The following is a 20,999-nucleotide window of genomic DNA, read 5'->3' as shown; positions in this document are numbered from 1 at the left end:
GGGTGGTATTTTTTTCAAAAATACACTAATTTATGTAATGGCATGTGGAAAACTAAAATAAAAAGTGGTGCCTTTATTTACTTCACTTTCTACCCAAATTTTTCCATTATGCTTCTCCACAAATTCTTTACACAATATTAAACCCAATCCAGTACTGGGCTCGTTTTCGGTTCCATTTCTATTGGTTCTAACATCAAGTTTAAATAAATTATTGAGTATTTTGGCATCCATTCCGATTCCGGTATCAGTTATTGAAATGACAGTGTTTTTCGAATCTTCTTGTGCTTCAATTTTTATGGTTCCATCTCTTTGAGTAAACTTCACTGCATTGGATAGTAAATTTCGAATAACCGATTGCAGAATATGATAATCAGCATAAATAGTTATGTCTTCTGATATTGTTGTTTGAATTTTAATTCTTTTTTTATTTGCTTCGTCTTGTAGTGCGCTAATACTTTCATTTACCAAAGGAAGAAATTTACTTTTTTGAGGGGAAAAAGGAATTAAGCCTTGTTCCATTCTCGACCATTCTAGTAAATTTTCCAATAATCGATTCAAATTGACAGCAGAGCTTCTCATGTTTACTGCAGCAAACTGGATTTCTTCTTTGTCCATATTATCAATATCTTGAGCCAATAACTCTGTTAACCCAAGAAAGCCATTAAATGGACCTCTAAGGTCATGTGCAATTATGGAAAAGAATTTATCCTTTTGTTTGTTGATGTTTGATATTACTTTGTTTTTCTCTTCTAATTGTAAGTTCGTTTTTCTTTTTGATAAGTACAACCAAAAAAACAATGCTAAAAGGATTATAACCGCAATAGTTATGGTATATAATAAATAGACTTTACGAGCCTCGTTTTTGATTTTAAGATTTTGAATTTCAATTTTTTTATCTCTAAGATCAATTTCTCTTTGCGATTTTAGAAATTCTATTTGTATTTTATTTTCATTTGAAAAAATGGAATCATTAAGATTTGAACTTTTTTCAAAAAATAAAAGAGCTAGTTCTGGTTTTTCTTGAGTTTTGTATATTTTAGATAAATAAGAATAGGAATCTCGGATATCTATTAATGATTCCTCTCTTCTAAAAATTTTCAAGGATTCATTTATGTGGTCGAGGGATTTTTGTAAAAGTTGAACACGATTTACTTTATTTTTTTCTTCTAAAGCAAGATAATAATAGGACTTTCCTAATTCTATTTTATTATATGCATTGAATAAACTAGAATCATTTTCATAAATAGCAATAGACTTATTACAGGCTTCAATTGATTTTTTATACTGTTTAAGAAAGTTTAATGTGATTCCAATATTAGTATAGTTTAACCCAGATTCAAAACTGGCCTTTTCATAGGCATTCATTTTAATTGCTTTGTCAAAATAATTTAATGCATTTTGGTAATCTTTCATTCTTAAATAGACATCTCCGATATTATTTAAAAATGTAGCGATTGCTTTTTTATCCTTTATTTCTTGACTTTCTTTTAATGCTTTTTTATAGCAGGAGAGGGCCTGTTTATAATTTTTAAATTCAACGTAAATAGTTCCAAGCCCATTATTTGTTTTGGAAATACCTTTTTTATCGTTTAGATTTTCAAATAAATGAAGTGCTTTATAATTATAGTCCAATGCTTTTGGGAAATCTGCTTTTAACCAATAATAAACAGCAAAATTGCTGTATGAAATGGCAATCCCTTTTTTATAATTTGTTCTCTTTGAAAGCTCATATGCAGATTTAGCATATTGTAGACTTTTTTGAGAATCTTTATAATACAACAATGTAGATATGCCATTAAGAGCTTTTATTTTWATGGTATCTATTGTTGTTTGATTTAGTACTGTTTTTAAAGAATCAATTTTCTGTTCTTGGCTTTTTTGAGAAAATGATTTAATGCCGATAAAAAGTAGACAAATTAAAATGATATTTTTTTTCATTTTGGTTGTTTTAAGTCGCCTTAAATGGCATTGATCGTATGATTTTTTGGAAAACTAAAATTAAAAGTAGAACCTTTTCCTTCTTCACTTTCGACCCAAATTTTCCCACTGTGTTTCTCCACAAATTCCTTGCATAGGATAAGTCCTAATCCAGCGCTTGGCTCGTCATCGGTTCCTTTTCTATTAGTTTTGACATCAAGTTGGAATATGTTTTCTATCATTTTGGTATTCATTCCTATTCCAGAATCCACTATTGAAATAATAGTGTTTTTTTGATCTTCTAGGGCATGTATTTTTACCAATCCCTTTTTTGGGGTGAATTTTAAGGCATTAGATAAAATGTTTCGGATAACGGATTGCAAAATGTGATGATCTGCAAAAACTTTAAGGTTTTGGTCTATTATAGTTTCAATTGTTATGACTTTTTTGTTGGCAGCATCTTGAAGTGGTGCTACACATTCTTTTATAACTTCACCCAAATTACTTTCTTGTGGAGAAAATGGAATTAATCCCTGCTCCATTCTAGACCATTCCAATAAATTTTCCAAAAGGCGATTCAAATTGTTAGCGGAACTTCTCATGTTGATCGCAGCAAATTGGATTTCTTCTTTATCCATATCATCAATTTCTTCAGCCAATAGTTCCGTCAGTCCTAGGAACCCATTGAAAGGTCCCCTCAAATCATGAGCAATGATGGAGAAGAATTTATCCTTTTGTTTATTGATGCTTGATATTTCTTCGTTTTTGTTTAATAGTAATTCGTTTGTACTTCTTTTGGATATATACAGCCAGAAAAATAAAATAAAAAGTATTGCAATTGAGATTGTAATAGTTACTAAAAGGTATACTTTTCTAGAATCACTATTTATTTTAAGTTTTTGGATTTCAATTTGCTTATCTCTTAGATCAATTTCCCGTTTGGATTGGAGATTTGTTAGTTTGTTTTGGCTTTCATTTGAAAATAATGAATCTTTTATAGCGTTGTGTTTTTCAAAAGAATTTAAAGCCTCGATGAAACTACCTTGTTCTTTTTTGGTTTTATAAAGTTCAAAATAACAAATGCTTAATCGATCTAATATACCTGTTTCTGAAAATAAATGCACAGCATTATTAAGATATTGAACAGATTGTGCCAATAATTGTTTTTTGTTGTTTGAATTTTCTAAAGCCATTTTATAATAGGCAACCCCCATTTCTATATAGTTATTCCCAATATTATAAGTTTGACTTTTATCGTAACTATTTAGAGCTTTTTCGAAATAGTCCAAGCTTTTTGCGTAATTTTTTTGGTCCGAATATATTTTTCCAATTTTGGAATAACAATACCCTAAACCATTTAAATCATACATAGAAAGATTTAGGTCTTTTGATTTATTATAATATTCAAGAGCTTTTTCATATTTTTTTTGATTGTAATAGGCTACGGCAATATTATTCAAGTTATAAACCATTGATATTTTGTTGCCTGTTCTTTTATTTATTTCAAATGCCTTATTAAAGTATTTAAATGCTTGATCGTGTTTTTTTATTTCAACGTATACCAATCCTAAATTGTTATAAGCTTCCGAAATACCATTTTGATCTTTTAGTTTTTCATATGATGATAATGACAGGTAAAAATAGTTGATGGCCTTACTATAGTCAGTTAATACCCATTGGCATACCCCAAGATGATTATATGATAAAGCAATTCCTTTTTTCCAGTTTATTTTTGTGGCCAGTTTAAGAGCTCTCTCTCCATAAGGTATTCCTTCTTTTGGATTGGTGTAAAAATAACTGCTGGCTAATCTGTTTAGAATATTGATTCTTGTAGTGTCTGCGGTTGCTTTTTCGAGTGATTCTTTTAAAGAACTTATAGATTGTGAATATTGTTGTTGTTTTGATGACGTTTGTTCCAAAGTCCTCTTTGAAAGAGCAATATATTTGCTTTTATTTATAGTATCCGACTTAGACATCAAAAGATAAGTTTCGCTCAATTGCTTAAGTGCATTGTCGATGTTTTCGGTTTGATTTTGATCGTATTTCTTTAAAGCCATTGATAAATAGCTTACTGCTTCTGAATAGTTTTTCTCATTAGAATAAATCTCACCAATGCGGGTGTAGCAATAAGCTAGGCCATTATTGTCCTTTATTTCTTGATTTAATTTAATGGATTGTTTGTAGTGTTCAAGCGCTTTTGAATTGTTATTTTGTTTGAAATAAACATCGGCAATATCATTTAAACTATAAACTATTAATAATTTATTGTTATTGAGCTGGTTGATTTTTAATGCTTTTTCAAAATACGAAAGTGCTTCCGTGTATTTTTTTTGTGTCAAATAAACGAGAGCAATATTTTTGAGCGTAACAGAAACAGCCGATTGATTTGGCATTTGCTTGTATAATCGTAATGCTTTCTGCAAATGATTTATGGCTTCGGTGTAATTAGATGTCGTTTGGTAGCAAATTCCCAGATTTTCATTTGCTTCAGCTATCCCTTTTTTCCAATTTAAATTTTCGGATATCGATAATGCATTCTTACCATATTTCAATCCTTCTTGTGGATTGGAATATCTGTAAGTTGCGGCAATTTCGTTTAGAACGTTGATTTTTACTGTGTCAACGGTAGTTTTCTGAAGTTTTATTTTTAAGATAGCTACTGACTCTGAATTTTGATCTTGACTATAAGCAAAGTTACCTATTGCGATTAGGCATATTATCCATTTATTTATTTTATGAAGAATATTCATTGTAGCTTTTTTTGTTAAAACAGAAATAATGTATTGCTGTTATTCAAGAATCGTACCAAAATTAACAAACATATAGTTGTGAATTGTTTTTTGATCGATAAAATGCATAATATGTGTTATTTTGTAGTGTTAAGCTTATTTTAAGCTATTTTTTTAGCAAATGATTTTATTGTATTTCTGATTGCTATTATGATTTTGGGATAATAATTTTTTAAGCAATTATTTGAATAAAAAATGTTTTTATTATAAAATTACAAATTTGTATTTACCAATAAATATTTATTTCATCTCTTCTAAAGAATAGATTTTTCTTTATAAGATTTTTTGATAAAAAAATAGTTTGATCGTAAAAAAAAAGTCAATACAATAATTAATCAAGTTCTGTTTTTCTATCCTAAAAATTTAATTCCCCTTAAAAAAGAATACCTTTGTAAGCTCTTACAAAAAATAAAAAATATTATCTACATATGAAAATAAATCCAAAAAACGGAATTGATAAACTCATTTTCGGAATGAAGCAAAATGATGTTATTGCTATTTACGGTAAGCCCAATAAAAATTATAAAGACGAAGATGATAATGTGATTTTTGTTTATAACGAGCTTAAAATCCGTTTGACTTTTTATGAAGAAGAAGATTTAAAACTAGGATATTTAGTGGCTTCAAGCCCAAGTTTGGAGTTGCTTGGTAATAAAATAATCAATAGGAAAATATCGGACGTAAAAAAGGATTTGGCACAAAAAGGAATAATCAAATTTACTCAGGAGGAATTCGATACTTTCGAAAATTACTTCAATGAAGAAAATTGGATTATTCTTCAAACCGAATTTGATGAAGTAGTTAAATTCGAAATTGGAGCAATAATTAATAATAAAGATGAATTTGACTGGAAGTTTAAAAAGTAGTTTATTTCATTTTATATAAATAATAAAACCCAACAGTTTCTTTAAATCTGTTGGGTTTTATTTATAATTATTTAAATATTTATTGATTTATCTTAATCAATTCTACTTCAAAGATTAAATCACTTTTTGGAGGAATAGCCCCAGGGTATCCTCTTTCTCCATAAGCTAAAGTATAAGGTATGTAAAATTTATATTTTGCACCTTCCTTCATCAATTGAAGTCCTTCTGTCCAACCTTTAATTACCTGATTTAAATTAAAATCAATTGGTTCTCCGCGTTTAACACTACTGTCAAATACAGTGCCATTGACAAAACTTCCTGTGTAATGTGCTTTTACATTACTGTTTGCTGTAGGTGTTGGACCTGTACCTTCTTTTAAAACAATATATTTTAAACCACTTGCAGTAGTTTGTCCRTTAGCGAATTCTTTTAAAGCWATTKCATTTGCKGYAGCTCTTTCWYTTTCYTCTTTCTCMRYTTTTAATTTTTCTTCWACSGCTTTATTTCCGTAATAGTCAGTGAATACTTTTGCAGCATCAAATTTTTTGGCTGCATCTCCTTTTCTGGAAATAGTAATCTTTGTGATTACATCATCTTGTGCAATAGCATTTACTACAGACATTCCTTGTGTTACTTGACCATAAATAGTGTGTTTTCCGTTTAACCAAGGAGTATCTTTGTGCGTGATGAAAAATTGACTTCCATTGGTAGCTGGACCAGAATTTGCCATAGCAAGAATTCCTGCTTTGTCAAATTTTGAATCGGTAAACTCATCCTTGAAAGCATAACCAGGTCCGCCAGAACCATTGCCATCAGGATCACCACCTTGAATCATGAAATCTTTGATCACTCTATGAAATTTTAGACCATCAAAAAAAGGTTTTCCCTTTAATCTTTCAACGGTTACAAATGGATTTTTTCCTTCAGCCAAGCTTATAAAGTTAGCTACTGTAATAGGCGTTTTTTTGTAAAATAATTCAACAGTGATATTCCCTTTGTTGGTTGCGATAGTGGCGTAAATACCTTCGGGAGTAACTGCAGCAGGAGCTTTTGCAGTTGTTGTTCCTGGTTTTTTTGTAGCAACTGGTTTTTTTGTGCTTTGTGCGTGTAAATTGAATAACCCTAGAAAGAGTAATAATGTGATTTTAGATTTCATCGTATAAAATTTTAGTGTCAACTATTTTAAAATTAATTAGGCATTTTTTCCATTAACTCAATCTCAAAAATGATATTGGTATTTGGTGGAATTACGTCACCTGCACCAGCTTCTCCATAAGCAAGATGTGATGGAATAAAAAGAACCGCTTTGTCACCAATAGCCATTTTTTCTATTCCTTCGATAAAGCCAGGAATTAAACCATCTTTTCTTCCGGCTTGAAATGGAATCGGTATATATTGATTTGCTGCAGCTCTTGCTGGGTCAAATTTTCCAAAAGTTTTGGATACATCTTCAATACTGGTGTCAAATAAAGTGCCATTTTCCAAAAATCCTGCATAATGAATGTAAACAGTTGAACCCATTGCTGGTTTTTTGCCTCCACTTTTTTTAGTGATTACATATTGAAGTCCGGTTGCTGTTTTGGTTGCTTTACTTTTTAATTCTGTAAAAGAAACTACTTTTTGATCACAAACGGCTTTGTATTTGGCTTCATATTCTTTTTTTGCAGCGGCTTCTGCGGCTACTTTTTGTTTTTGACTTTCTGATTCTATTTTGAAATAATCATAAAAAGTCTTTTTGGCATCAAACTTTTTGGCATCTTCACCATTTCTGATGATAGTTACACTTTTTATAAAATCATCTTGCTCTATTTTATTCACCACTTCAAGATTGTAGTCTACTACATGTCCAAAAATAGTGTGTTTTCCGTCTAACCAGGGAGTTTCTAAATGGGTAATGAAAAATTGACTACTATTGGTTCCTGGTCCATTATTGGCCATTGCCAAAATTCCACCTTTGTCAAATTTCAAACCGCTAAATTCATCTTTGAATTTGTAGCCTGTATCTCCAGACCCTGTTCCTAATGGATCACCAGTTTGTATCATGAAATCTTTGATAACTCTGTGGAATTTTAATCCGTTGTAGAATGGTTTTCCTTTTAAAGTATCATTGACAACAAACTCATTTTCACCTTCTGCCAATGTAATGAAGTTGGCAACTGTTACAGGAGCTTTTTTATAATCTAATTCTAATAGAATACTTCCTTTGTTGGTTTCTATTTCAGCATATAAACCATCGGGTAAATTGTTGTGTTCTTTGTTGCAAGAAATTAAAGTTGTAATGAAGAGTAGTGCAAATAAAATATTTTTTTTCATTCTGCTTTTTTTAATTTGTTAACGTGTCTTTTATGGTTGATTTGGGTTTAATAGGCATAGGTGTGGTGGCTTTTGCAACGGTATTTGGTTGAATTTGCGCATTATACTTAGATTCAGGCATAAAATCACGAAGTGTAACGGTACAAAATAAAGGTTGATTAGTACCTATTTTGTTATTGTCACCGTGGTACCCATATCCCATATGCGAAGTAAAAAGGAAGTGTACTTTTTCTGTTTTTCGCATTAGTTTTATTCCGTCTCTCAATCCCATCATGATTTCTTGCTTGTCTACTTTATAGATCTGAGGTTCTAATTCTGCTTGAGAATAGATAATATTCCCTTTCAAATCTTTTAGTTCATAATCAAAAAAAGCAATATCTCCTTTTTTTGGAGTAAGACTGTCAGTCAGGTTTCTGGTTTCGTAATAATACCAATATCCTTTTTTGGAAGCTATGTATTTTTTCGTAGGATCACTCTTTATTACTGCTTCGATCTGGTCTTCTTCTCCAGCAATCATTTTTTTATTTCGAGCAATAGATTGTTTCATAAAGCTTCCAGATGATTGTGAAACAGGTCTTCTGGCTTCTTGATGTTGTTTGCAGCTAGTGAATAAAATGGCAGCAAAAAAAGTAATTAGTAATACTTTAAAATATTTCATGGGCTATTATATTTTTAATTTTTGAACTAAACTTTCAAATTTGTGAATCGTTTCTTCCATCGAAACTTCTGATTTTCCTCCAGCTGCATTACTATGTCCACCTCCTTGAAAATAATCTCTGGCAAATTGATTTACGTCAAAATCACCTTGTGAACGGAAAGAGATTTTGATGATTCCTTCTTCCTTGTTTTCGATAAAAATAGCGGTAAAAACAATTCCTTTTATGCTTAAACCATAATTAACAATTCCCTCTGTGTCGCCTTTTACATAATCAAAACTATTTAATTCTTCTTGAGTCAGAGAAGTATAAGATGTTTTGTGATCTATCATCACTTTCATGTTTTGTAAAGCACGACCCAATAGTTGTAAACGATTATAAGAGCTATTGTCAAATAATAATGTAGGGATTAAAGTGTTTTCTACACCAAGGTCAATTAATTCGGCAATAATCCTGTGGGTTGTCCCTGTGGTTTTTGGGAATCGGAACGAGCCGGAATCTGTCAAGATTCCTGTGTAAATGCAAGTAGCAATAGTTTTGTCTAAATCTTGTTTTTTGTCCAAAAAAGAAATGAAATTATAAACCATTTCACAAGTAGAACCAAAAGCAACATCCGAATAAGTATGTGTAGCATAATCGTCCGGCTTTTGATGGTGGTCAATCATAATAAAAGGGGCAGTAAGTTTTTCTAAAACTTGTTCCATTTCACCAACTCTATGAAGAGCGTTAAAATCCAAAGTGAAAACTAGTTCTGCTTCTTCTAGGATTTTAGTGCAAGCTTCTTTGTCTTTTTCGTATATTCTTACAGTTTCAGAGCCTGGTATCCAAGCTAGAAAATCGGGAAAATCATTGGGAGAAATCACCGTTGGATAGTGATTGTTTTTTAGCAAAAAGTGATATAATGCTAATGTTGAGCCCATGGCGTCTCCGTCTGGTCCTCTATGTGGAATTATTGCAATTTTTTTTGGAGTTGATAATAACAACTGTATCGCTTGTATGTCTTGTATATTCATAGTTTGCGAAATTACATTTTTTAAACTAAAAGTTAAAAGCTTTTAGGAAATTATAACGAAAACAAGACTAGAGGTATTTCAATCCTTTTTTTCTAATACTTTGGTATAAAATAGATTTGGGACCTTTCACAATCTGAGATTTGTAAATTCCGATAGAACCTGAAAAAAAGTAAGCAATGATGCAGGCAATTCCAATGTAAACACCGCTTTCCATACCAAAAAGTTCCATTCCCATAACTGTACAGGCGATAGGAGTATGGGTTGCACCCGAAAACACTGCCACAAATCCCATTCCGGCCAATAGAGCAATTGGTAAAGGAATAACGACTGATAAAGCACTACCTAATGTCGCACCAACAAAAAAGAGTGGTGTTACTTCGCCTCCCTTAAATCCAGCTCCAAGTGTAAAACCAGTAAAAAGGATTTTTAAAAGAAAATCATAAGGAGTATTATGAATGGAAAAGGCATCAACAATCATAGGAACTCCCAATCCAATATATTTTGTGGTGCCAATTAAATAAATTGATATGGCCAGAATTATTCCGCCTATAAAAGGTCTCAACGGTGGATGTTTTATGTTCTTGGAAAATAATTTACCCCAAAAATGAGTGCTTCTTGCAAAAAGTAGTGCTGCCAATCCAAACAGAATACTCACGATAAGTATCCAAAATATAGCGGTGAAATTCATTTGGGGAACTTCAGGAATACTATAATGAGTGTGTTTTATTTCCCAGAATTCAACCGTGAAATAAGCAATGTAGGCCACAAGAAATGAAAAGACAATACTCCTGAAAGTAATTTTGCTAAAAAAAATAACTTCCAAGGCGAATATTGCGCCCGCTAATGGCGTTCCAAAAACTGAAGCAAAACCTGCACTGATTCCCAGTATAATTAAGGTTCTTCTTTCGGAATGATTTAGTTTGAAAATATTGGTACATAAATCGGCAATTGCACCACCCATTTGCACTGCAGTTCCTTCTCTACCCGCAGATCCTCCAAAAAGATGTGTAATTAATGTACTCAAAAGAACCAACGGAGCCATCATAAAAGGAATCTTCTTTTCGGGTTTGTTGTATTCTTCTAGTAGTAGATTGTTCCCTTTTGCAATTTTGGAATCAAAATAAAAGTAGAAATACCCAATAAGTAAGCCTCCAATGGGTAGAAACCAAATAATCCAATTATGTTGGTTTCTTATTTGGGTTACATACTCTAATGAAACCAAGAAAAAAGCAGATGCGGAACCAGAAAAAATGCCTATCAAACAACAAATGAAAACCCATTTGAGTGTGATAAGCATTATTTGTTTTATTTTTTCAAAATTCATGAAGCGCAATACTTTTTTAGAATAAAAATTTATGCTAAAGTATTACAATTCATACTATTTTTTGAATTATTCTGATGCAATTGCGGTAAATTCTATTTCAACCAAGTATTCTGGTGCTACCAATTGGTTGATTCCATAAAAACCTGTAGTAGGCTTTACATCTTTGAAAAAAGTAGCATGAGCCTTAGCAACTTCTTCAAAAGTAGAAACATCGGTAGTGAAAATTCGGGTACGGATTACGTCTTTCATTCCTACTTTAAGATCTTCCAATACTTTTTCAACTCTTTCCAATATATTTAAAGTTTGCGCGTAGGCATCATCAGCTTTTACTTTTTCGCCGTCAACTATTGCAACAGTTCCAGATACTTCAATGATGTTTCCTATACGAACCGCACGACAATATCCCATTTTGTCTTCCCATGGTGATCCAGTTAAAATGTTTTCTCTTTTCATTATTTAGTTTTTAGTTTTGTTAATTGCTGTTTAAAGGTAGCTAAGTCCTAGGTTTCCTTTAAAGCGCGCAATTTATAAAAATTAGAATTAAAAAAAAGACCTCTTTCAAATGAGAGGTCTTATTGAGGTTGTTTTTTGTCTTTTATAACAAAATTATCAAGATGTTTTAATTTTTGTTGATTAATTTATTTCTCGGAGTTCGCCATAGTATTTTCTCAACTCGTCTGAATGTGATTTATAAGCGCCTAGTTCGATGTTTACAAATTGCTTGTCAAAAGTTGGATTTGCAGTTAGCCTTTCTATAGACGTTTTTTCCTTTTCGGCAATCAGCTTTTCGATTTTTTTGCTTGTTTTAGAGCGGGACAGTTTTCCATAATCGTAATCTACTTCATAAGACGATTCTTTTGATAGAAAATTATTGATGTCAGCTCCAGTTCCTGTATATCTAAGTGTTTCTCTAAAATTATTGGCATCCATTGTGATTTGTAAATCATATCCTTTTTTGAGATAAATTTTAAAATATTCAGTGCCATCAAAGAGTAAATACAAGCCGTCCTGTATGGATAAGTTAGCTTTGAAAACACCATTGCCATCAATGTCTATTATTTGTACTGTGTTGTAATCGGTGTCCTTGATGTAGAGATGGTCCCAATTTCTATTTTCTATTTTTGCTTGAAAAAATACTTCATTTTTGGTTTGTCCATTTGTGTTGATGAAAAGGAATAATGCGTAAATACTAAATAAAAAAGTCTTCATTTTTAATTTTGTTTATTTTTTTCAAAACTATATTTTAATTTAAATAATAGGAAAAAGACAGTATGATTAAAAAGGTATTAAATTGTTAAGGATTTATCTTCTATGATTTTGATTAGGTGTTTTTTTTTGAATTTTAGAATATCTTAACAGGTCACGAGAAATAAATTATGTTAGTTTTGTGATTTTATAATCGCTGTTTTTTTATTTTTGGAAAAATGTTTTTAGATATAAAACCTACTTTTTTAATACTATGAAACAAATTTTATTTATTTTTCTGATAGGTTTTTCGACTTGTACATATGCTCAATTTGAGTCTAGTGCAAAGTTCAAAGGAATTCCTCCAGTTAATATAAAGCCTAAGGAAAAGAAGGCGCCTCCGCAAAAAATAGACACATCAGGGATCATTCCTCCAAATGTTTATAAAAACCCGAATGTACAATCTCCACCGAACCCTGTTTCTGATTACAAACTACCGATTAAGAGTCAAATTTCTATGATTCCAAGTAATGAATTTATCAATCCTGGAGATGAAGTAAAAGACAGACTGAATAAAAAAACCGACCGTCAAGAAGGAGCTGCGTATCGTCATAATCAGGATTTAGGTACTTATAAAACCACTTCTGAATCTGCCAAAGTAATGTATAGAGATGCTCAATATGTTGATGGAGATTTAATTAGAGTGTATTTGAACGGTCAGGTAATCCAATCTCAAGTGTATTTGGATAGTAATTTTAAAGGTTTTGAAGTTGCATTACAAAAAGGATTCAATAAAATTGAATTTGAAGCATTAAACCAAGGAGACTCTGGTCCCAATACAGCCGAATTCAGAGTTTATGACGATAAAAAAAATCTAGTTTCGGCTAGTGAATGGAATCTTGGGACAGGTTTTAAAGCCTCTATTATTATTGTTAAAGAATAGTGGCGTAGATTTTCTTGGGTACTTCGACTAAAAAGGATCAGCAGTAACTTTAAATTTCATATCCGCTTTTACTGTAGTCTCTTGAGTTAAGGTTTCTTTTGTTGTTACAGAAGTACGTATTTTGTAGCTTGAAGCCTTAATGTATTTGTCTAACTTTTGAGAAGTACAAGTAAGATTGATCGTATTTGTGGTTGAGCTGATATTATCCAGAAAAGCCAACTCTATTTCATCATCGGCGGTTGTAGAAATGTACATGTGAACCGATTTTAGAAAGCTAAATGTTTTATCGGCAGGACTTGTGATACTTAATTTTAATTCATCCAGTTTTACATCTTTTACTAAATCCACATTTGTGTTGTTGTTGCTAAATTCTGAGGTAGAATTGGTTGTTACATCTGGCGTAGCCACTTCAAAAGGGGAGTTAAAAGGTAATCCACTATTTATTTTAAATGTAGTTTGATCGGAAATAGTAAAAGTCAATAATTTGTCAACTTCACTACATGAAGCTGTAATAATTAAGACTAAAATAGCTAGAATTGTAAATTTCTTTGTTTTCATTTTTAGGTAAAAAGTTATGATTTGGAGTTTTTTGCAAATGTAATCTAATAGATATACAATCTCATCTTTGAACGATTTAGCTCTTAAATTATTATAATGAAAGGAGTTAAAATTAGAAATTATTTCAATGTCAACGGATGGAAAGTTCTCCAACTATGCCAATATTCTTGATACGCTTTTATGGATTTAAGTCCATTAATTTGAGGGTTTGTTGAATTTCCAAGAAATGTATAGCTGTTTTGTCTATCGTTTAATAGATTCCCTTCAAGGGTGAATTTTTGTTCTTTGTTATTTCTTTCTAATACTATAAAACTCTTTTTGTCATTGGCTAAAACCAAAACGATTGGTTTGTTATTGATTACATCATAAATGATTCGTTTCTTTACAAAGTCATTCCAGTCATAAGCTTTACTTTGATTGTCAAAGGTAATGCCGACAACCCATGATTTGTCTTTCCATGAAAGTGTATCTCTTCTTGTTAGATTTCCTTTTCTTCTTCCGGATTCATAATTGCTCAAGCTGTCGTACTCCGTTTTGAAATTTTTGTCAACTTGCATGATTAAACTTTTTGGGTTTAAGGCGAGCCATTTATTTAAAGACATTTGGGTGCTTTGTAATTCCGGTAAAGATTGCCCTTTTAATGTCCCTGCAATTGCTTCTCCGGTTGCTTGTCTCCACCAACTTTTGGTTGTTTTGTCTTCAAACATAGCATTAAAATGATCCATTCCCACTAATCTAAAAGTTTCTTTTTTGTCATTTACGATTGGTTCAAAAACACGGCCAGATCTGCAAACGGTACAATAAGTTACAAGTATTGGATGTTGGGAAATAGTGTCAAACACTTGGTGATGGTATCCTAAAAATTGTATTGGATAAGCTCTGGACTCTCCTTTGTAAGTGATGCCAATTACAATTCTGCTTGTGTCGACTTTGCTTTTTGAAGCATCACTCATTTTTAGATTATTGGTTTGATGAAACATGGAGTCTGCTGCCATGACATAATTTGTGGCATATCCAATTCCAATAGCGATAACTAAAAATATAAGGGAGAAAATTTTTGACTTTTGAAAAGCAGCTTTAAAACCATAAAGTAACATTAGTATAAAAACTATTCTAAAAAACCATCTCCAAGAATATAGAAAATAGGCAAAATCAATACTGTTCATTTCTTGACTTCCAGGCATTGGCATAATAAAATAAACATTTGCAATCTCAAATAATAATAACCCAAGTATGCCGAAATAATAGATTTTTTTTGCCATGGTGTGTAGATTTGGTTTCAAATAATAGTAGGTTTCGGTTTTTTATTAATAGTTATAAATTGGATAATTTTTGTTTTTTGTTGCTTTTTCTTGAATTTTTTTAACTCTTTTGCTTAAAATAAAGAAAAGTTATTCGATAAAAATAAAATAAAAATTTTTCAAAATACAATTTTTCAAATCCGAATATATAAAGTATTTTTGCGCATGCAACACAACGTACTTATTTTAGATTTCGGATCGCAATATACACAGCTTATTGCGCGTAGAGTTCGCGAATTAAATATATTCTGCGAAATTTTTCCTTACAATCATTTTCCGAGTGATTTATCAAGTTATAAAGCCGTAATTCTTGGAGGAAGCCCTTTTTCTGTTAGAGGAGAAGACGCACCACATCCAGATTTGTCACAAATTAGAGGTAAGCTTCCTATGCTGGCCGTATGTTACGGAGCACAGTATTTATCTCATTTTAGTGGAGGCGAAGTAGCAGCTTCTAATACAAGAGAATATGGTAGAGCCAATTTATCTTATATTAAAGAAGATGAAATTTTCTTCGAAGGTGTTTCTGAAAATAGTCAAGTTTGGATGAGCCACAGTGATAGTATTAAAGCATTACCAACTAATGGAGTGAAACTAGCAAGTACTCACGATGTGGAATTTGCTGCTTACAAAATTGAAGGAGAAACTACTTATGCTATTCAATATCATCCAGAAGTTTTTCACTCTACAGATGGATCAAAAATGTTGGAGAATTTCTTGGTGAAAATTGCCGAGGTTCCTCAAAATTTTACACCAAACGCTTTCGTTGAAGAAATCGTAGCTGAAATGAAAGAAAAAATCGGAAACGACAAAGTTGTTTTAGGTCTTTCAGGAGGTGTGGATTCAACAGTAGCAGCGGTTTTATTAAATAAAGCTATTGGGAAAAATCTGTATTGTATTTTTGTAAATAACGGATTGCTTCGTAAGAATGAATTTCAAAGCGTTTTAGATCAATACGAAGGAATGGGGTTGAACGTGAAAGGAGTAGATGCTTCTCAACGTTTTTACGATGCCTTGGCTGGGATAAGTGATCCAGAATTAAAAAGAAAAGCAATTGGTAATGCCTTTATCGAAGTTTTCGATGCTGAATCACATCTTATTGAAGATGTTACTTGGTTAGCACAAGGAACTATATATCCTGACGTAATCGAATCGGTTTCTGTAAAAGGACCATCGGCCACTATCAAATCACATCATAATGTAGGCGGTTTGCCAGATTATATGAAACTTAAAATTGTTGAACCTTTGCGTATGCTTTTCAAAGATGAAGTACGTAGAGTAGGAGCAAGTTTAGGAATTGATCCAGAATTATTAGGAAGACATCCTTTCCCTGGACCTGGATTGTCAATTCGTATTTTAGGAGATATTACCTTAGAGAAAGTGCAAATTTTGCAGGATGTGGATAAAGTTTTTATCGACGGATTGAAATCTTGGGGATTATACGATAAAGTTTGGCAGGCAGGAGCTATTTTATTGCCTGTAAATAGCGTTGGAGTAATGGGTGATGAGCGAACTTATGAAAAAGTTGTTGCCTTGAGAGCTGTTGAATCAACAGACGGAATGACAGCAGACTGGGTACACCTTCCTTATGATTTCTTGATGAAAGTTTCTAATGATATTATCAATAAAGTAAAAGGTGTTAATCGTGTAGTTTACGATATAAGTTCAAAACCACCAGCAACAATTGAGTGGGAATAATATAATTTTTTTAACATTAAGTCGTTACATTTGTAACGACTTAATTTTTAAAATTATATTTATGAAAGGACTTTTAAGAGTTTTATTATTTATCGGTTTTGTTTCAAATGTCTCTTTTGGACAGCAATCTGCAACAAAACACACTGTTTTAAAAGGCGAAACAATCCCCCAAATCGCTCAAAATTATAACACTACTCCTTCTGAAATTTACAGACTTAATCCAGAAGCCCAAAACGGAATATCAGAAAACCAAATTCTTTCCGTTCCAGAATTACTTCCTCAATCCAATAATACAATTACTCATACGGTTGCTCCAAAAGAAACTTTGTTTGGGTTGGCAACTAAATATAATGTCAAAGTTGAAGCCATTCAAAGTGCAAATGCTGTTGCTTTGGCTAATGGATTGCAAGTTGGACAGCAATTAGTTATTCCACAGGATAACACTCAGAAAACAGAAACTGGTGTAGCAAAAAATACTCATTTGGTTCAGCCTAAAGAATCATTATTCAGTATAGCCAGACTTTATAATGTATCTGTTGAAGATTTAGATAAAGCCAATTCTGTTATTTTAAAAGACGGATTACAAGTAGGGCAAGAAATTAAAATTCCAAACAAAAAGAAAACACTTGACGGTAGAGTAAGAGTTATCAATGCTGAAACAGTCTTCTATGTAGTAAAAGCAAAAGAAACCAAGTATTCTATAGCAAAACAATTCGGAATAACTGTGGAGCAATTGGAATCTCAAAATCCTGAAATTGTAAACGGATTAACTGAAGGAAATAAATTGGCTATCAATGTAAAAGAAGTTAAGCCAACCAATGAAAATGAAGAATTGATGCTTGCATTGGCCGAAAAGCAAGTTGTGGTTGAAAAATCCAAGGCTAATGCCAAAGAAATTAATAGCCTTAAACAAAAACTCGTATTGCAAGAAGAAATTAATCAAAAGGTGATTAATGTTAATGGTCTTTTGGTGAATCTAAAAGAAATTGAAAACACAAAAGAAGGCTCAGCTGAAAAACTTAAATTGGTTTTGGAAGCTAATAAAAATATTCAAGAAATTCTTTTGGTCAAATTGGATTCATTAGTGAAAACGATGGGTAAAGATTTGAATGAATTGAAAAAAACAGAATTGGTCGATCTTGACGAATCCATTCGTTTGCAAAAAATATCCAATGAGAATATCCAAAAGACGAATGAATTGTCACAACAGCTTAAAAAGCAATTGGCAGAAAACAGAAAAGTATATTCTGGTTTGATGGATAAAGCAGAGCGAATTGTTGTAGAAGAGAATCAGGAATACAAGAAAAGTATCAGAGAAAATAGTAAAGCAAAGGCTGATCAAAAGACTGTGAAATTTACTCCGGTTGATTTGAAAAACATGGAAATGGAGCAAAAAACGCGTGATTTGAATAACATGAAGTTGATTACAAAACTAGATTCCTTAAATAATGAGAGTAAATCAGAATTAAAATTGCACATCAGTAAGGCTACTTTTTATAGTAAACAAGCTCGATTATTTGATGATAATTTGGCTAAATTGAAGAATCAAAGTTATCAGAATAAAGCGCACGAGTCTCAAACTAAAGCTAAAACAGGAGTGGTGTCTAAGTCACTTACTTTAGATCAAATTAAAAAAGAATTGGCTAAACAACCAGCTAAAGTTAAAGCAATTAAAGTTGAAAAGGTTGAGGGTATAAAAGATTTAAAATCTGGGTATTATGTTGTGGTAGGTAACTTCCAAGACGCAGCTGGACGAGATGCTTTAATTAGAAAGTTAACTGATTCCGGCTCTTTGGATGCTAATTTTTTCTATAATATGAACATACTTTCGTATTATGTTTTTTCAAAAATGGCTACTACCAAAGAAGAAGCGCAATACGAGTGTATTCAAAAAGAAGGAAAGCCACTTTTTGGAAAATCATTTATTGCAAATGTAGTTTCGGATAATTCAATTAAGGAATAAATTAACAGCCATAAAAAGAATATTTGCCATAAACACAGTATTTTTACTGAAATTAAAAACACACATGAACCCCGCTAATATGAACTATTTTTCAGTAGTATTTTGTACTATTTTATTTTCAGTTACTTCGAGTTTTTCGCAAGAAAAAATAGATAAATATGTTGTTGTTAAAGGAGAAACGGTAAACCAAATTGCTCAAAAATTTAAAATTACTCCTTACGAAATTTATAAACTTAATCCAGATGCACAAAACGGATTAAAACCAAATAGTGTCTTGTTGATTCCAAAAAGTAATGGAAAAAACAATGTGACTCCGGCAAAAGCAACAAAACAATTGCCTAAAACTCATGTTGTGATTGCTAAGGAAACTTTATTTGGAATCGAAAATAAATATGACGTAACCGATGAAGCTTTGAAAAAAGTAAATCCAGATCTTGAAAAATATGGTTTACAAGTAGGTCAAATTTTGAATATTCCTTCTAAAAATATTTCAAAAACTACTGTGGCTGCTAAGAATGTAGCGATTTATCATACGGTATTGGCAAAAGAAACTAAATATTCAATAGCCAAGCAATATGATATCACTATTGAAGAATTGGAACGAAAAAATCCTGAGATTGTAGCCAATCTAACTGTTGGATATGAATTGTTAATAAAAGGAAACGGACCTAAACCAGTAACAAAAGTTATTCCTGCTGAAGCAAAAGTTGCGAGTGAAAAGCACATAGCTGTTAGTGTTCCTGAAGCCATAAGCTATGTTGATTACACAGTAAAACCAAAAGAAACATTTTATAGTTTGTCTAAAATGTTTGGATTGACACAACAGCAATTGATTGAATTGAATCCAATTTTGTCAGCTGGTGTTCAAGAAGGAATGGTTTTGAAAGTACCTTCAAAATCTAATCAAATTGCTGCTAATTCTACCAAACAGAAAGTGGTTTTGACCCAAAAAAGTAGTCAGGACAAAAAGACTTTAGTGTTGTTATTGCCTTTCAATATTGCTAAAAATGGTGGTGACACTATTAGTTCTACTGTCAATAGATTGAATAATGATAAATTTCTAAACATGACTTTAGATTTTTATTCGGGTGCGATGATGGCAATAGATTCAGCAAAACAAGTTGGCGTTTCTATGGATGTGAAAATTTTTGATTCTAATGAAACCAAAACTACTTCAAATATTACTTCTATTTTTAGTGATAACAATCTTGCCAATGCAGATGCGGTAGTGGGACCATTTTACCAAAGTAATGTGGAAAGAACGTCTAGTTTATTTGCTCAAAACAATGTACCTGTAATTTCGCCATTATCTAAAGATGCTGGTAATCCAATGCCAAATTTATATCAATCTATTGTATCGACATCTGTTTTAAAAACAGCCATGTTTGATTTTTTAACTGCTAAACAAGGAAATGTGATTGCGGTAATTGATAAGAAAAAAGAAACCATTAGGAAATACATTTTAGAAAATCAAAAAGAAATTAAAATAGCACCATTAACTGCTACAGGTGGTTTGGATGTAGAGAATTTTAAAAAATTATTGGTAAAAGACAAGATGAATTATGTTATTTTGGAAACTGCCAATACAGGAATGATTAAATATACTATGAATACCATGCTTGGCGCTATGGCTAATTATCAGGTGCAATTGATTATTTTGGAACCTAATGAAACTTTAGATACGGATGAAATCAGTTTTGAGAATTTAACCAAGTTGCATTTAATGTATCCATCAGCAACTCGCGAAAATAATACTCCAGAAGCTCAGATGTTCATGCAGAGTTATAGAAAAAAGAATAAAGTAAATCCAAGCACTTACGCAATTCGTGGTTTTGATATTACTTTTGATACTATGATGCGTTTGTCACAAGATAAAACTTATCAGGAAACTGCAGAAACAATGATAACCGAACAAGTTGAAAACAAGTTTGAATATCACAAAAAAGAAGAAGGAGGATATGCTAATAAAGGAGTTTATATCCTTTATTACGATACTGATTTAACTATTAAAGAAGCGAAATAGTCTTCAGATAGCAGAAAATAGAAAACAGAAAATTCAAAAAAAATGACTTCAAAAGTAACTTATTTAGGAGATTTACGAACTTCCTCTATACACGTACAATCTGGGACTGAAATCTTGTCAGATGCTCCAGTAGATAATAACGGAAAAGGTGAAGCTTTTTCTCCAACAGATTCAGTTGCCAATGCTTTGGCTACTTGTATGATGACGATTATGGGTATAAAGGCAAGAGATATGAATGTTGATTTTAAAGGTTCAACAGCCTCTGTTACTAAAATCATGAATGCTGAGCCTAGAAAAATTGGCGCTATCGAAATTGTTTTTGAGATGCAAGGTGTTTCAGAACAAAAAGACAAAACAATTCTGGAAAGAGCTGCAATGACCTGTCCAGTTTTCTTGAGTTTGAATACTGATATTGATAAGCGAATTACTTTTAATTGGAGTTAGAATGCAGTG

General features: G+C 31.7%; 17 protein-coding genes. 6 read left to right on the top strand and 11 right to left on the bottom strand.

Going from position 1 to position 20,999, the window contains the following annotated elements; genetic code table 11:
- Nucleotides 1–30 precede the first annotated feature (30 nt).
- Together AC1DY0_RS01170 and AC1DY0_RS01165 are read right to left on the bottom strand one after the other, a co-directional pair.
- Nucleotides 31–1,938, bottom strand: a complete 1,908-nt coding sequence (locus AC1DY0_RS01170) for a tetratricopeptide repeat-containing sensor histidine kinase (protein WP_477186855.1) — start codon at nucleotides 1,936–1,938, stop codon at nucleotides 31–33.
- 20 nt (nucleotides 1,939–1,958) lie between these two features.
- On the bottom strand, nucleotides 1,959–4,667 hold the full coding sequence (locus AC1DY0_RS01165; RefSeq protein WP_477186854.1) for a tetratricopeptide repeat protein: 2,709 nt from the start codon (nucleotides 4,665–4,667) through the stop codon (nucleotides 1,959–1,961).
- A 467-nt stretch (nucleotides 4,668–5,134) separates the two neighbouring features.
- On the opposite strand from AC1DY0_RS01165, the gene AC1DY0_RS01160 reads away from it, so the two are divergent.
- On the top strand, nucleotides 5,135–5,572 hold the full coding sequence (locus AC1DY0_RS01160) for a hypothetical protein (protein ID WP_477186853.1): 438 nt from the start codon (nucleotides 5,135–5,137) through the stop codon (nucleotides 5,570–5,572).
- Nucleotides 5,573–5,651: 79 nt separating this feature from the next.
- Here the strand turns inward: AC1DY0_RS01160 and AC1DY0_RS01155 are convergent, their stop codons facing one another.
- The 7 genes from AC1DY0_RS01155 to AC1DY0_RS01125 all read right to left on the bottom strand — a co-directional run bounded on the left by AC1DY0_RS01155 (nucleotide 5,652) and on the right by AC1DY0_RS01125 (nucleotide 12,087).
- Nucleotides 5,652–6,728 (bottom strand): peptidylprolyl isomerase, encoded by a 1,077-nt coding sequence (locus AC1DY0_RS01155; RefSeq protein WP_477186852.1) that lies wholly within the window; start codon nucleotides 6,726–6,728, stop codon nucleotides 5,652–5,654.
- 32 nt (nucleotides 6,729–6,760) lie between these two features.
- A complete protein-coding gene (locus AC1DY0_RS01150; protein ID WP_477186851.1) occupies nucleotides 6,761–7,885 on the bottom strand; it encodes a peptidylprolyl isomerase in 1,125 nt (374 codons plus the stop codon).
- Nucleotides 7,886–7,895: 10 nt separating this feature from the next.
- Complete coding sequence (gene gldI, locus AC1DY0_RS01145) at nucleotides 7,896–8,543, bottom strand: gliding motility-associated peptidyl-prolyl isomerase GldI (protein ID WP_477186850.1); 648 nt, start codon at nucleotides 8,541–8,543, stop codon at nucleotides 7,896–7,898.
- Between the two features lie 6 nt (nucleotides 8,544–8,549).
- Nucleotides 8,550–9,554, bottom strand: a complete 1,005-nt coding sequence (locus tag AC1DY0_RS01140) for a DHH family phosphoesterase (RefSeq protein WP_477186849.1) — start codon at nucleotides 9,552–9,554, stop codon at nucleotides 8,550–8,552.
- A gap of 67 nt (nucleotides 9,555–9,621) precedes the next feature.
- Nucleotides 9,622–10,878, bottom strand: a complete 1,257-nt coding sequence (locus AC1DY0_RS01135) for a voltage-gated chloride channel family protein (protein ID WP_477186848.1) — start codon at nucleotides 10,876–10,878, stop codon at nucleotides 9,622–9,624.
- A gap of 66 nt (nucleotides 10,879–10,944) precedes the next feature.
- Nucleotides 10,945–11,331, bottom strand: coding sequence for a RidA family protein (locus tag AC1DY0_RS01130; RefSeq protein WP_326400956.1), 387 nt, complete (start codon nucleotides 11,329–11,331; stop codon nucleotides 10,945–10,947).
- 180 nt (nucleotides 11,332–11,511) lie between these two features.
- The gene (locus AC1DY0_RS01125; RefSeq protein ID WP_477186847.1) at nucleotides 11,512–12,087 is read right to left on the bottom strand and encodes a hypothetical protein; all 576 of its coding nucleotides are present in this window, start codon (nucleotides 12,085–12,087) and stop codon (nucleotides 11,512–11,514) included.
- A 250-nt stretch (nucleotides 12,088–12,337) separates the two neighbouring features.
- Here AC1DY0_RS01125 and AC1DY0_RS01120 point away from each other — a divergent pair, with 250 nt between their 5' ends.
- Entirely contained in the window at nucleotides 12,338–13,006 is a 669-nt protein-coding gene (locus AC1DY0_RS01120; protein ID WP_477186846.1) for a hypothetical protein, read from the top strand.
- A gap of 27 nt (nucleotides 13,007–13,033) precedes the next feature.
- Here AC1DY0_RS01120 and AC1DY0_RS01115 read toward each other — a convergent pair whose 3' ends face one another.
- Complete coding sequence (locus tag AC1DY0_RS01115) at nucleotides 13,034–13,564, bottom strand: hypothetical protein (RefSeq protein ID WP_477186845.1); 531 nt, start codon at nucleotides 13,562–13,564, stop codon at nucleotides 13,034–13,036.
- A gap of 119 nt (nucleotides 13,565–13,683) precedes the next feature.
- A complete protein-coding gene (locus tag AC1DY0_RS01110) occupies nucleotides 13,684–14,826 on the bottom strand; it encodes a DUF3179 domain-containing (seleno)protein (protein ID WP_477186844.1) in 1,143 nt (380 codons plus the stop codon).
- A 204-nt stretch (nucleotides 14,827–15,030) separates the two neighbouring features.
- On the opposite strand from AC1DY0_RS01110, the gene guaA reads away from it, so the two are divergent.
- From guaA to AC1DY0_RS01090, 4 genes are all read left to right on the top strand, one after another.
- The gene (gene guaA / locus AC1DY0_RS01105; RefSeq protein ID WP_477186843.1) at nucleotides 15,031–16,560 is read left to right on the top strand and encodes a glutamine-hydrolyzing GMP synthase; all 1,530 of its coding nucleotides are present in this window, start codon (nucleotides 15,031–15,033) and stop codon (nucleotides 16,558–16,560) included.
- Between the two features lie 61 nt (nucleotides 16,561–16,621).
- Entirely contained in the window at nucleotides 16,622–18,523 is a 1,902-nt protein-coding gene (locus AC1DY0_RS01100; protein WP_477186842.1) for a LysM peptidoglycan-binding domain-containing protein, read from the top strand.
- 79 nt (nucleotides 18,524–18,602) lie between these two features.
- The gene (locus AC1DY0_RS01095) at nucleotides 18,603–20,546 is read left to right on the top strand and encodes a LysM peptidoglycan-binding domain-containing protein (RefSeq protein WP_477186841.1); all 1,944 of its coding nucleotides are present in this window, start codon (nucleotides 18,603–18,605) and stop codon (nucleotides 20,544–20,546) included.
- 42 nt (nucleotides 20,547–20,588) lie between these two features.
- Complete coding sequence (locus AC1DY0_RS01090; protein WP_477186840.1) at nucleotides 20,589–20,990, top strand: OsmC family protein; 402 nt, start codon at nucleotides 20,589–20,591, stop codon at nucleotides 20,988–20,990.
- The last annotated feature ends 9 nt before the right edge of the window (nucleotides 20,991–20,999 follow it).

The sequence above is a fragment of the Flavobacterium sp. P1_E4 genome (assembly GCF_056405915.1).
The sequence above is the reverse complement of the archived record's forward strand: the minus strand, read 5'-3'. Positions and strand labels throughout refer to the sequence as shown.